This is a genomic window from Frateuria defendens, from assembly GCF_001182895.1.
Taxonomy (GTDB): domain Bacteria; phylum Pseudomonadota; class Gammaproteobacteria; order Xanthomonadales; family Rhodanobacteraceae; genus Frateuria_B; species Frateuria_B defendens.
This window is the reverse complement of the sequence record NZ_LFQR01000130.1, coordinates 1-13,594: the sequence shown is the minus strand read 5'-3', so window position 1 is coordinate 13,594 and position 13,594 is coordinate 1. Positions and strand designations below refer to the sequence as shown.

The following is a 13,594-nucleotide window of genomic DNA, read 5'->3' as shown; positions in this document are numbered from 1 at the left end:
ATCACGGAGACGATACATGTTGAAGCACCGCAACCTCACCGCCGGCCTGCTGTTCGGCCTCGCTGCCTGCGCGGCCAGCTTCGCCGCCCAGGCCCACCAGATCTGGTTCGAGCAGGACGGCAAGGGGTTGACCTTCCGCTACGGCGAACTGGAGCCGAACATGCACGAGGTCACCCCCGGCGGCCTGGACCGCTTCGTGGCGCTCAAGGCCACCTGGGTGGACGCGAAGGGCGCGCATCCCTTCGGGCTGACCAAGCGCCAGGACCACTTCGAGCTGCCCGCCGGCGTCAGCCCCAAGCCGGGCGACAGCCTGCTGGCGATCGACGAGTCCTACCCGATGTTCGACAGCGAGCACGACGGCAAGCCCACCCCGACCTGGTGGGTGCCGGCCACGCGCTGGGTGGGCGACTTCAGCGCGCGCCAGGCCAGCCTGCCGCTGGACATCGTGCCCACCGGCAAGGCGCACGACGGCAAGGTGGAGTTCCAGGTGAGCTTCCTGGGCGAGCCGCTGGCCGGCGAGCGCATCGAACTGGCCGCCGCCTCCGGCTGGACCTTCCACGCCAACACCGACGTGGACGGCAAGGTGAGCTTCAGCCTGCCGTGGCGCGACACCTACGCCGTCGGCCTGTACTTCGTCGAGGACGAGGACGGCACCCGCAAGCTGCCGGGCCAGGCGCCGCAGCCCTATGGCCTGCACGGCTACAACACCACGCTGGCCTTCCACACCGCCACCGGCCTGCCGCCGCTGCCGGTGGCGCCCAAGACCCTGCCGGCCTCGGAGCTGAAGCGACTGGGCATGTCCTTGCCCAAGAAGCACGACTGAGCGCCCACTGTCTCCCCAAGCACCGGTCAGGGACGGCCGGTGCGTCTTCTGCGTCAACGAGGTCACCATGTCCACGCTCGCCGTTCCCGCCGCCCAGGCGCCCAGCGCCACCGCCGCCGCCGCCGCGGTCCACTACAAGCGCATCACCTCGATCGACCTGCTGCGCGGCCTGGTGATGATCATCATGCTGATGGACCACGTGCGCGAGACGATCTACCTGCAGCACCAGGTGAGCGACCCGATGGACGTGGCCAGCACGCCGCCGGCGGTGTTCTTCTCGCGCCTGGCCGCCCATTTCTGCGCCCCGGCCTTCGTCTTCCTCACCGGCCTGGGCGCCTGGCTGTATGGCCATCCGCCGTCGGGCACGCCGCGCCCAGTGCAGGGCTTCCTGATCAAGCGCGGCCTGCTGCTGCTGGCGCTGGAAGTGAGCGTGATCAGCTTCCTGTGGACCGGCAGCATCCCGCCCAAGGTGATCTACCTGCAGGTGATGTGGGCGATCGGCCTGTCGATGATCGTGCTGGCCTTCGCCGCCAGGCTGCCGCGCGCCTGGCTGGCGGGCATCGGCCTGGTGCTGGTGGCCGGCCACAACGCGCTGGCCGGCATCGATCTTTCACCGGACAACCCGCTCTACGTGCCGTGGACGCTGCTGCTGCACCGCGGCTGGGTGTACCAGGGCGACCTGCTGCAGATCCGCCTGACCTATCCGGTGGTACCGTGGATCGGCGTGATCCTGCTCGGCTGGGTGGCCGGCCCGCTGTATTCCTCGCTGTGGGACAGCACCCGCCGCCGCGCGTTGCTCACCGTGCTCGGCCTTGCCTGCTGGACGCTGCTGGTGGTGTTGCGCGGCTTCAACCTCTACGGCGAGAACGCGCCGTGGGTGGTGGGCGTGGATGCCACGCACACGCTGATGTCCTTCCTCGACTTCACCAAGTACCCGCCGTCGCTGGACTTCCTGCTGATGACCCTGGGCACCGCCATGCTGGTGCTGGCGTGGCTGGACCAGGCGGACAACGCCTTCACCCGCGTGGTGTCCACGCTGGGCGGCGCGCCGATGTTCTACTACCTGTTGCACCTGTCGGTGCTGATCGGCGGCTACAAGATCCTGCTGACGGTGTTCGGCCCCAACCAGGGCACGCGCTTCGGCGTGGACACCGAGCACTTCTGGGTGGTGTGGGTGGTGACCGTGGGGCTGGCGGCGCTGTTGTACTGGCCGTGCCGCGCCTTCGCGCGCTACAAGCGGCGCACCAAGCTGGCCTGGGTGAAGTATTTCTGAGGGCGACGGACGCATGCCGGCCATGAGCGACCGCGAACGACTGCACGCGCTGCTGGGCGAAGGCGAGGGCGAGCGCCTGCTCGGCGCGCTGCGCCGCGGCCTGACCCGCCGCGAGCTGCTGGGCCTGCTGCTCAAGGGCGGCATGCTCGCGGCGGCGGCCGGCAGCACCGCCGGGCTCGCGCTCTCCGCCCATGCGCAGACGCCGCGCCGCGGCGGGCGCCTGCGGGTGGCGAGCGCGGCGGCCTCCATCGCCGACACGCTGGACCCGGCCAAGCAGGCCAACTACACCGACTACCTGCGCGGCTGCATGCTGCACAACGGCCTCACCACGCTGGACGGCCGCCTCGCGCCGCAGCCGGAGCTGGCCGAATGGTTCGATTCCGCCGACGCCCGCAGCTGGGTGTTCCGCCTGCGCGAGGGCGTGCTGTTCCACAACGGCAAGGCGCTGGCGCCGGAGGACGTGGTGTTCTCGCTGCTGCGTCACAAGGACCCGGCCACCGCCTCCAAGGCCAGGGTGCTGGCCGAGCAGATCGACAGCGTGCGCGCCACCGGCCCGCGCGAAGTCACCGTCACGCTCAAGCAGCCCAACGCCGACCTGCCGGTGATCCTGGGCACGCACCATTTCCACATCGTCCCGGCCGGCACCACCGACTTCAGCGCCGGCATCGGCACCGGCCCGTTCCGGCTCAAGGAGTTCAAGCGCGGCCTGCGTTCGGTGGTGGTGCGCAACGAGCGCTACTGGAAGCCGGGGCGGCCCTACCTGGACGAGATCGAACTGTCGGGCCTGGGCGACGAGAGCGCGCGCGTCAACGCGCTGCTGTCGGGCGACCTCGACCTGGTGGGCGGCGTCAACCCGCGCTCGGTAGCGCGCATCAAGGCCACCGCGGGCTACGACGTGTTCGTGACCCGCTCGGGCCAGTACACCGACCTCGACATCCGCCAGGACCTCGGCCCCGGCGCCAGCCCCGACTTCGTGCTGGCGATGAAGTACCTGTTCGACCGCCCGCGCATGCGCGACGCCGTGGCGCTGGGCTACGCGGAGCTGGGCAACGACCAGCCCATCGACCCCAGCCACCGCTTCTACTTCCCCGGCCTGCCGCAGCGCGCCTATGACCCCGAGCGCGCGCGCTACCACTTCCGGAAGTCCGGCCTCGGCAACACGGTGGTGCCGGTGGTGGCCTCGCCGGTGGCCATCTATTCGGTGGAGATGGCGCTGATGCTGCAACAGGCCGCCGACGGCATCGGCCTCAAGCTCGACGTGAAGCGCATGCCGGCCGACGGCTACTGGTCCACCTACTGGATGAAGAGCCCGATCGCCTTCGGCAATGTCAACGCGCGGCCCAGCGCGGACATCCTGTTCACCCAGTTCTTCAAGTCCGACGGGCCGTGGAACGCCTCGCGCTGGCGCAACCCGCACTTCGACCAGCTGCTGCTGCTGGCCCGCTCGGAGAGCGACGAGGCGCGCCGCCAGCAGTATTACGCCGACATGCAGACGCTGATCCACGACGGGGCCGGCGTCGGCATCCCGATGTTCCTGTCCAGCCTGGACGGGCACACCACGCGGCTGAAGGGCCTCTCGCCGGTGCCGCTGGGCGGCATGATGGGCGCCGCCTTCGCCGAGCACGTATGGCTGGAGGATTGAACGCCGATGCGATGTCGCTACTGCCCACCGGCACCGGCGCCGCGGCCCGCACCGCGAGGGTTCGCATGAGCGCCTTCCTGCTCCGGCTGGTGGCCCGGCGCGTGGGGCTGGCGCTGCTCTCGCTGCTGCTGGTGTCGGCGATGGTGTTCGCCATCACCGCCGTGCTGCCGGGCGACGCCGCCACCGAGCAGCTCGGCCAGGACGCCACGCCCGAGGCGGTGGCCGCGCTGCGCGAGCAGCTGGGGCTCGGCCAGTCCGTGCCGGTGCGCTACGCGCACTGGCTGGGCCGGCTGGTGCAGGGCGACTTCGGCCGCTCGATGGTCTCCGACGCCACGGTGTCGGAGCTGCTTTCCAGCCGCCTGCCCAACTCGCTGCGGCTCGCGGCGGTGACGGCGGCGATCTCGATCCCGCTGGCGCTGGTGCTCGGCATCCTCGCCGCGGTGCGGCGCGGCAGCTGGTTCGACCGCGCGGTGAGCATGGGCACGGTGGCGATCGTCTCGGTACCGGAGTTCCTGGTCGCCACCATCGCGGTGCTGGTCTTCGCCGTGCACCTGCGCTGGCTGCCGGCGCTGTCCTACGCCAGCGACATCAGTTCGCTGGGGCAGATGCTGCGCGCCTTCGCCATGCCGGTGCTCACGCTGTGCTGCGTCACCGTGGCGCAGATGCTGCGCATGACCCGCGCCGCGTTGATCGACCAGCTGGAGGCGCCGTACATCGAGATGGTGCGGCTCAAGGGCGCCACCGGCGCGCGCCTGGTGCTGGCGCACGCGCTGCCCAACGCCATCGGGCCGATCGCCAACGCGGTGGCGCTGAGCATGTCCTATCTGCTCGGCGGCGTGATCGTGGTGGAGACCATCTTCAACTACCCCGGCGTGTCCAAGCTGATGGTGGACGGCGTGGCCCAGCGCGACATCCCGCTGGTGCAGGCCTGCACCATGATCTTCTGCGCCGGCTACCTGGTGCTGGTGATGCTGGCGGACCTGTGCGGCATCCTCGCCAACCCGCGCCTGCGCCACCGCCGCTGACGGGAGGGAAGCCACCGTGATGCCCGCCATCGACGTCAAACCCGCCGCCGCGCCGAAGCCGCGCCGGCGCACGCGCCGCCTCGGCGCGCTGGGCCTGCTCGGCATCGCCATCCTCGCCGGCTGGCTGCTGGTGGCCTTGATCGGGCCGTGGCTGCTGTCCGGCGACGCCATCGGCGCCGCGCAGGTGTTCGCGCCGGCCAGCTCCGCCCACTGGCTGGGCACCGACTACCTCGGCCGCGACATGCTCGCGCGCATCGTGCTCGGCGCGCGCTACACCGTGGGCGTGGCGCTGCTCTCCACCGTGCTCGCCTGCGGCACCGGCATCCTGCTGGCGATGTTCGCCGCCGCCAGCGGCGGCTGGATCGACGCGGTGCTGAGCCGTGCGCTCGACACGCTCACCTCGGTGCCCAGCAAGATGCTGGCGCTGCTGATGGTGGCCGCGTTCGGCGCCTCCGTCCCGGTGCTGGTGACCACCGCGGCGGTGATCTACGTGCCCGGCGCCTACCGCATCGCCCGCGCGCTGGCGGTCAACATCTATGCGATGGACTACGTGGCCGTGGCCTGCGCGCGCGGCGAGGGCCGCCTGTACCTGATGGTGCGTGAGATCCTGCCCAACATCGTCGGCCCCATGCTGGTGGATCTCGGCCTGCGCTTCGTCTACGTGGTGCTGCTGCTCGCCAGCATGAGCTTCCTGGGCCTGGGCGTGCAGCCGCCGGCGGCGGACTGGGGCACCCTGGTGCGCGAGAACATCGGCGTGCTGGCCGACGGCGGCGTGGCGGTGATCGCGCCGGCGCTGGCCATCGCCAGCCTCACCATCGCGGTGAACCTCGCCATCGACAGTCTCGCCGGCCGGCGGGGGAGGGCACGCTGATGGGCGCATCCGTGGACGTGCGCGACCTGCGCGTGGTGGCGCAGTCGGACCAGGACGAGCAGGTGCTGGTCGAGGGCGTGAGTTTCAGCATGCGGCCCGGCGAGGTGCTGGCGCTGATCGGCGAGTCGGGCTCGGGCAAGACCACCACCGCGCTCGCGCTGATGGGCTACGCGCGCCCCGGCTGCCGCATCGCCGGCGGCAGCATCCGCATCGGCGAGGTGGAGGTCACCGCGCTCGACGCCGCCGCGCAGCGCCGCCTGCGCGGGCGCACCGTGGCCTACATCGCGCAGAGCGCGGCGGCCTCGTTCAACCCCTCGCGCACGCTGATGGACCAGGTGGTGGAGCCGGTGCGCATCCACGGCCTCATGCCGCGCGAGGAGGCCGAGCGCAAGGCGGTGGCGCTGTTCCGCGAGCTGGCGCTGCCGGAGCCGGAGCGCATCGGCGCGCGTTACCCGCACCAGGTCTCCGGCGGCCAGCTGCAACGCCTGATGGCGGCGATGGCGATGATGGCCGACCCGGACGTGATCGTCCTCGACGAGCCCACCACGGCGCTGGACGTCACCACCCAGATCGAGGTGCTGGGCGCCTTCCGCCGCGTGGTGCGCGAGCGCCAGGTCACCGCCGTCTATGTCAGCCACGACCTCGCGGTGGTGGCGCAGATGGCCGACCACGTGCTGGTGATGCGCCACGGCCGCCCGCGCGAGTACGCGCGCATCGAGCAGGTGCTGGAGGCGCCCGCCGAGGCGTACACGCGCGAGCTGCTGGCCGCCGCGCACCCGGCGCCGCGCCCCAGCGCGCTCACCCCCGAGGCCACCGCCGAGCGCGCGCTGCTGGAGGTGCGCGAGCTTTCCGCCGGCTACGGCAAGGTGGACGCCAAGGGGCGGCCCGAGCAGCTGATCCTGCACGACATCGAGCTCAAGCTCTGGCGCGGCCAGACCATCGGCGTGATCGGCGAATCCGGCTCGGGCAAGTCCACCCTGGCGCGCTGTATCGCCGGGCTGATCGAGCCCTGCGAGGGCTACGTGCTGTTCGACAACCGCTACCTCGCCCGCACCGTGGCCGAGCGCACGCGGGAGAACCTGCGCCGCATCCAGATGGTGTTCCAGATCGCCGACACCGCGCTCAACCCGGCGCAGGAGATCGGCGAGATCCTGGCCCGCCCGCTGCGCTTCTACTTCGGCCTGCGCGGCGCGCCGCTGCGCCAGCGCGTGGCCGAGTTGCTCGACCTGGTGAAGCTGCCCGCCGCGGTGGCCGGGCGCCGGCCCGGCGGGCTCTCCGGCGGCCAGAAGCAGCGCATCAACCTGGCCCGCGCGCTGGCCGCGCAGCCGGACCTGATCCTCTGCGACGAGGTCACCTCCGCGCTCGACCCGGTGGTGGCCGCGGCCATCCTCGACCTGATCGCCGAGCTGCGCCGCGAGCTCAACCTCGCCTGCCTCTTCATCAGCCACGACCTGCACACCGTGCGCGCGCTGTGCGACGAGGTGGTGGTGATGCGCCACGGCCGCAAGCTGGCCCAGGTGGCGCGCGAGGACTATGCGCGCGGCCCGCATCATCCGTACTACGAGCTGCTCGCCCGCTCGGTGCCCGAACTGCGCCGCGGCTGGCTGGACGAAGTGCTCGCGCAACCCCACCACGCCGCCTGAACGGCGCGTCTTCCCTTTGGATCTCCCGATGACCACTCCCTACCGCATCGCAGTGCTCGCCGGCGACGGCATCGGCCGCGAGGTGATGCCCGAAGGCCTGCGCGTGCTCGAGGCCGCCGCCGCGCGCTTCGGCATCGCGCTCGAACTCCACCCCTTCGACTGGGCCCACTGCGACTACTACGCCGCCCACGGCCGCATGATGCCGGAGGACTGGAAGGCCCGGCTCGCCGGCATGGACGCGATCTACTTCGGCGCCGTCGGCTGGCCCGCCACCGTGCCCGACCACGTCTCGCTGTGGGGCTCGCTGCTCAAGTTCCGCCGCGAGTTCGAGCAGTACGTGAACCTGCGCCCGGTGCGCCTGTTCGAGGGCGTGCCGTGCCCGCTGGCCGGCCGCCAGCCCGGCGACATCGACTACCTCGTCGTGCGCGAGAACACCGAGGGCGAGTACACCTCGCTCGGCGGTGTGATGTTCGAGGGCACCGAGCGCGAGATCGTGATCCAGGAATCGGTGCACTCGCGCCACGGCACCGACCGCGTGCTGCGCTACGCCTTCGAGCAGGCGAAGGCGCGGGCGCGCCGGCACCTCACCGTGGCGACCAAGAGCAACGGCATCGCCATCTCCATGCCCTGGTGGGACAGCCGCGCCGACGCCGTCGGCCGCGACTACCCCGAGGTGACGGTGGACAAGCAGCACATCGACATCCTCTCCGCACGCTTCGTGCTGCAGCCGGGGCGCTTCGACGTGGTGGTGGCCTCCAACCTGTTCGGCGACATCCTCTCGGACCTCGGGCCCGCCACCACCGGCACCATCGGTCTCGCGCCCTCGGCCAACCTCAACCCGGAGCGCACGTTCCCCTCGCTGTTCGAGCCGGTGCACGGCTCGGCGCCGGACATCACCGGGCGCAACATCGCCAACCCCATCGCCATGATCTGGTCCGGCGCGCTGATGCTCGACTTCCTCGCCGGCGACACCGGCCGCGCCGCGCACGACGCCATCCTCGCCGCCATCGAGGCGGTGCTGCGCGAAGGGCCGCGCACGCCCGATCTCGGCGGCAGCGCCTCCACCACGGAACTCGGCCAGGCCATCGCCGCGCGCGTGGCGGCGGCTTGATGCCGGCCCGCCGGGCCCCGACTTCCGTTCTGCCGGCCGTAGCCGGCCCATTCCGTTCAACGCCACGGCCTTTGCCATGCCCCTGACCCTGCAACGCGGCGCGCTGCTGCCCGCCGCCAACTTCATCGACGGCCACTGGTGCGACGGCGCCGACGGCCGCCGCCTCGATGTCGCCGACCCCGCTTCCGACACCGTGTTCGCCGACGTGCCCGACAGCGGCGCCGCCGACGCGCGCGCCGCCGTGGAGGCCGCACATGCCGCCTTCGCCACCTGGCGCAAGGTGCCGGCGAAGGCGCGCGCCGCCATCCTGCGGCGCTGGAACGACCTGATCCTCGCCCACCAGGACGACCTCGGCCGCCTGATCTCGCGCGAGCAGGGCAAGCCGCTGGCGGAAGGCAAGGGCGAGGTGGCCTATGCCGCCAGCTACGTGGCGTGGTTCGCGGAAGAAGCCGTGCGCGCCTACGGCGACGTGATCCCCGCGCCGGTGCCCGGCCGCCGCATGCTGGTGCTGAAGGAGCCGGTGGGCGTGGTGGCCGCGATCACGCCGTGGAACTTTCCGGCCGCGATGATCGCGCGCAAGATCGCCCCCGCGCTCGCCGCCGGCTGCACCGTGGTGTGCAAGCCGGCCGAGGACACGCCGCTGACCTCGCTGGCCCTGGTGAAGCTCGCCGAGGAGGCCGGCGTGCCGCCCGGCGTGCTCAATATCGTCACCGCCTCGCGCGAGCGCACGCCCGAGGTGGTGGACGTGTGGCTAGCCGACGCGCGCGTGCGCAAGCTCACCTTCACCGGCTCCACGCCGGTGGGCAAGCACCTGGCGCGCGCCTCGGCCGACACGCTCAAGAAGCTCTCGCTGGAACTGGGCGGCAACGCGCCCTTCATCGTGTTCGAGGACGCCGACCTCGACGCCGCCGTCGAGGGCCTGATGGCCGCCAAGTTCCGCAACGGCGGCCAGACCTGCGTGTGCCCCAACCGCGTGTTCGTGCACGAGGCGGTGCACGACGCCTTCGTGGAAAAGCTCGCCGCCCGCGTCGGTGCGCTCACGGTGGGCCCAGCCAGCCGCCCCGGCTCGCAGATCGGCCCGATGATCAACGCCCGCGCGGTGGAGAAGATCGAGCGCCACGTGGCCGACGCGCTGGCCCGCGGCGCGCGGCTGGTGGTCGGCGGCCGGCGCCTGCGCGACGCCGACTGCGACAGCCCGAACTACTACGCGCCCACCGTGCTCACCGGCGTGACGGCGGACATGGCCTGCTCGGCGGAGGAGACCTTCGGTCCCGTGGTGCCGGTGACCCGCTTCGCCGGCGAGGCCGAGGTGGTCGCCGCCGCCAACGCCACGCCGTTCGGCCTCGCCGCCTACTTCTACGCCAACGACGTGCGCCGCATCTGGCGCGTGGCCGAGGCGCTGGAGTCCGGCATCGTGGGCATCAACGAGGGCGCCCTCGCCGCCGAGTCCGCGCCCTTCGGCGGCATCAAGGAATCCGGCTACGGCCGCGAGGGCTCGCGCTACGGCTTGGACGACTACCTGCACACCAAGTACCTGTGCCAGGGCGGGCTGGACTGAGGGCCCGTTCAAAGTCTCTCCTCCCCGCTTCTCCCCTGCGTGCAGGGGAGAAGCGGGGAGGGGCAAACCCTTGCCTCGAGGCCAGAGATCACCCCTTCCCAGCCTCCCCTGCAAGCAGGAGGAGGCGCCAAGCCGCGGCAACGGCAAGAGTTTGAACAGCCCGTAGCTGCGCTGCGCCGCATTGCTGCGCCCCGCTCAAAACTGATTTGCCCCGGCCGGCGTTTTTGATCGGCCGGCCGGGGATCATCCTGCGCCTCCGGCGCCGTGCCGTGCTTTCGCGGCCGGCGCCATTTCCACATGCAGGAGTCGATCATGCGTATTTCACTACCGGGCCCGATGGGCTTCGGCACCGCCCCGCTGGGCAACATGTACCGGGACATCCCCGAGGCGGAGGCGCTGGCCACCGTGGACGCCGCCTGGGAGCAGGGCATCCGCTTCTTCGACGCCGCGCCGTTCTATGGCGCCGGCCTGGCCGAGCTGCGCCTGGGCGAAGCGCTGTCCAAGCGGCCGCGCGAGGAGTACGTGCTCGGCACCAAGGTCGGCCGGCTGATCCTGGACGAGGTGGAAGCCACCGAGGCGCGCGACCTGGGCGAGAAGGGCGGCCTGTTCGTGCACGGCCGGCCCAACAAGATTGTCTACGACTACAGCGAGAGCGGCACTTACCGTTCCATCGAGGCGAGCCTCAAGCGCCTGGGCACCGACCGGCTCGACCTGGTGTGGATCCACGACCCCGCCCGCGACTTCCACGGCGAGCAGTGGCGCGAGGTGTTCGACACCGCCATGCGCGGCGCCGCGAAGGCGCTCACCCGCCTGCGCGAGGAGGGCGTGATCAAGGGCTGGGGGCTGGGCGTCAACCGCCTGGAGCCGTGCGAGCTGGCGATGGAGCAGGCGGACCCGGACGGCTTCCTGCTCGCCGGCCGCTATTCGCTGCTCGACCACGCCGACGCGCTCGAACGCCTGATGCCGGCCTGCGCCGCCCGCGGCCTGGGCATCGTGGTGGGCGGCCCCTACAACTCCGGCCTGCTGGCCGGCGGCACCCATTACGAATACCAGCCGGCACCGCCGGAGATGATCGAGCGCGTGGCGCGCATCCAGCAGGTGTGCACGGCGTTCGGCATCGACATCAAGGCTGCCGCGCTGCAGTTCTGCCTGGCCCATCCGGCGGTGGTCGCCGTCATCCCCGGCGCCAGCCGTCCGGAGCGCATCGCGCAGAACCAGGCGCTGCTGGCGACGAAGATCGACGCCGGCTTCTGGCAGGCGCTGCGCGAGCAGGGCCTGATCGCCGCCTCGGCGCCGGTGCCCGGCGCCGGTTGAGGCGGCCCGCAAGGGCGGGGGCGGCCGCGGCCCCGATCGTGCTCCTCAGGTAATCGCCTGCGCGTGCGCGGCGTGCTCGCGCAGGCGGATTATTGCTCCCGTTTCGCTGATCTCCCATGGACTGGAAGGATGCCCGGCCAAACGATGATCGAGATCAATGCGGGCCGCATCGAGTGGTCGCCAGCCATGGCGCCGACGAGCGGCGCTGCGCGCGGTGCCCGTGTGATGGGGCACTTCCGTACCGGCGGGGTAGCGCCAATCCTGTCGCCGGCTTGCCCGGCAGGGATGCCGCGCGACGTTGGCGGCACGCGATGGACGTGTGCCGGCCCTCGTCTGCGCGATCAGGCTTCCGCGCATTTCGAGATTTTTCCAGTAGGAACCCAGCCGTCGAGCCGCCTACCTTGGTCGTGAGGCTTGAGGCTGTCCGCGTTCTTCATCACTCCCCCCCTGATGAAGGCCGGACAGCTTCGAGCCCTTAACTTGTCCGAGGGCAGGGCGATATGGACGCAACGAAGTTCAAGGGCGACGCGGCGTGCATGCGGACGATTCCCCCACGATCGGCGTGGTGGCTCACCTACCTGCTGCGGCCCCCGGTGGCGCCGCGGGTGGCCCAGGCGGCCCATAGCGACACCCAGGCACTGCCTCCCTCGGCAGGAGAGCACCCAACGCCAGCACCAGAAACCGAAACCAAGCCCGACCCGGGCGGCGCCCTGCCGCCTGCCTGCCGGCCTTCCCATTCACCGGATGCGTCTGGACGACATGCCCGCCCCGGGCGCTGCGTTCGACAGCCACCGTAAGGGCGCTCACGACTACGCGATTCACCACGACGTGCCACACACGGCCAGGCCCATGCCGGCGCCTGTCTCCACCCACCAGAGGGAGTGTTGCGTGATGAAAAAGATATGGCATGCCATGCCGTTGCTCGTGGTCTTGCTGGCGACAATGCAAGCCGCGGCGCAGCAGGTCGAAGTGCAAGGCCGGGTCGTGCGGCTGACGCTGAAGGACGACATGCGCAGCGCCCTGGGCAGCATCGACTTCGAAAATGCCCAGCCCATGCCGCTTCCCATGGCGGTGTTGCCTTCGACGGACCGGATGGACTGGTGGCCGAAAGGGAGCGTTTTCTCGGGCGAGGCGCCGGGGTATTCGCCTGGAGGGGGCGGCGACGGCGAGCAGGAGCCCGTCCAGCTTGCGCCCCCCAGAGAATTCGTCGCACCGAAGCGGATTGCCCCGCGTCAATTCGGCGATTCCAATCACCCCTTTACGACAAGCCGGGTGAATACCCAGGGCGCCGACATGCAGATCGGCGAGACGCAGAGCGATTACCCATACAGGGCAACCGGCAAGCTATTTTTCAATAACAGGGGGACCACCTACGTCTGCTCCGGTTCCCTCATTAAACCCGGGGTGGTCGTCACGGCGGCCCATTGCGTGGCGGAATTCGGCGCGCACTTTTTTTATTCAGACTTCCGCTTCACGCCCGCTTACAGCCAGGGCAGGGCACCCTACGGGGTCTGGAGTGTCTCTGCCATAGATATATTCAACTCCTACTACGATGGAACGGACTCGTGCAGTCAGAGCGGAGTCGTCTGCCGGACCGATATGGCGGTGCTGACACTGAGGCCGCAACGAGACAAATACGCGGGCAATCACACGGGATGGTACGGCTATGGCTGGGGTGGCTACAGTTTCAATCGGGCCGGGCGGGCGCATATCAGCCAACTCGGCTACCCGGTGGCGCTCGACCGCGGCGGTTTGATGCAGCGCACCGATTCGGAGGGTTATGTCTCGCGGTATTACTCGGGGAACACGGTTATCGGGTCGCTGATGACGGGCGGGTCCAGCGGTGGCCCGTTGCTCGTCAATCTTGGCATATCGCCCGTCCTGTCCGGCACGGAGCAGGGCAGGGAGGCTGCGGCCAACACGGTCATTGGCGTTACCAGCTGGGGCGGCGATGATAAGAAGGTGGGGGCGTCCCCATTTACCGAAAGCACGATCCACTTTCTGGTGACCTATGCATGTCAAAGCGATCCTCATGCATGCTGACCGCCTTTGGCGCAGTGGAATGGACCGAGCCGGAGCGGCTCGATCCGATGGGACGCGGTTCCCGTGGGGCTGATCCTGGTGGAGATTGTGCTGGCGCTTGCGACTCAGCGCTGATCGAAGCGATCGAGGTCCACCTGAAGGCCCCCCCGTCCATGGCTTTGGCCTGCTGTTCGCCCAGGCTGCACTCGCAGGAATTCGTCAAGACGCGCAGCCGGCGCGTCTTCACGTGGCCCGAATGAGCATGTGCACGGCGACGTGATCTTGCCCCTGCTTCGCGGACACCCGCCTAAG

10 protein-coding genes are annotated in these 13,594 nt (G+C 70.5%); all 10 read left to right on the top strand.

Annotation, left to right across the window (positions count from 1 at the left end; all coding sequences use genetic code 11):
* Positions 1 to 16 precede the first annotated feature (16 nt).
* The 10 genes from ACH65_RS15295 to ACH65_RS15250 all read left to right on the top strand — a co-directional run bounded on the left by ACH65_RS15295 (position 17) and on the right by ACH65_RS15250 (position 13,303).
* A complete protein-coding gene (locus tag ACH65_RS15295) occupies positions 17 to 823 on the top strand; it encodes a hypothetical protein (RefSeq protein ID WP_049623482.1) in 807 nt (268 codons plus the stop codon).
* A gap of 67 nt (positions 824 to 890) precedes the next feature.
* Positions 891 to 2,096: an acetyltransferase domain-containing protein gene (locus ACH65_RS15290; protein WP_049623481.1), complete on the top strand. Its 1,206-nt coding sequence runs from the start codon at positions 891 to 893 to the stop codon at positions 2,094 to 2,096.
* A 22-nt stretch (positions 2,097 to 2,118) separates the two neighbouring features.
* Positions 2,119 to 3,738, top strand: coding sequence for an ABC transporter substrate-binding protein (locus ACH65_RS15285; RefSeq protein ID WP_049623497.1), 1,620 nt, complete (start codon positions 2,119 to 2,121; stop codon positions 3,736 to 3,738).
* A gap of 65 nt (positions 3,739 to 3,803) precedes the next feature.
* Positions 3,804 to 4,763 carry an ABC transporter permease gene (locus ACH65_RS15280; protein ID WP_049623496.1) on the top strand — a complete coding sequence of 320 codons (960 nt, stop codon included), beginning with the start codon at positions 3,804 to 3,806 and terminating at the stop codon, positions 4,761 to 4,763.
* Between the two features lie 19 nt (positions 4,764 to 4,782).
* Entirely contained in the window at positions 4,783 to 5,634 is an 852-nt protein-coding gene (locus tag ACH65_RS15275; protein WP_049623480.1) for an ABC transporter permease, read from the top strand.
* Positions 5,634 to 7,277, top strand: coding sequence for an ABC transporter ATP-binding protein (locus tag ACH65_RS15270; RefSeq protein WP_049623479.1), 1,644 nt, complete (start codon positions 5,634 to 5,636; stop codon positions 7,275 to 7,277). Before ACH65_RS15275 ends, ACH65_RS15270 begins: the two co-directional genes overlap by 1 nt.
* Positions 7,278 to 7,305: 28 nt before the next feature.
* Positions 7,306 to 8,388, top strand: coding sequence for a tartrate dehydrogenase (locus tag ACH65_RS15265; RefSeq protein WP_049623478.1), 1,083 nt, complete (start codon positions 7,306 to 7,308; stop codon positions 8,386 to 8,388).
* A 76-nt stretch (positions 8,389 to 8,464) separates the two neighbouring features.
* Complete coding sequence (locus tag ACH65_RS15260) at positions 8,465 to 9,946, top strand: NAD-dependent succinate-semialdehyde dehydrogenase (protein ID WP_049623477.1); 1,482 nt, start codon at positions 8,465 to 8,467, stop codon at positions 9,944 to 9,946.
* A 312-nt stretch (positions 9,947 to 10,258) separates the two neighbouring features.
* Positions 10,259 to 11,260, top strand: a complete 1,002-nt coding sequence (locus tag ACH65_RS15255; RefSeq protein ID WP_049623476.1) for an aldo/keto reductase — start codon at positions 10,259 to 10,261, stop codon at positions 11,258 to 11,260.
* An 891-nt stretch (positions 11,261 to 12,151) separates the two neighbouring features.
* Entirely contained in the window at positions 12,152 to 13,303 is a 1,152-nt protein-coding gene (locus ACH65_RS15250; protein WP_049623495.1) for a trypsin-like serine peptidase, read from the top strand.
* Positions 13,304 to 13,594 lie beyond the last annotated feature (291 nt).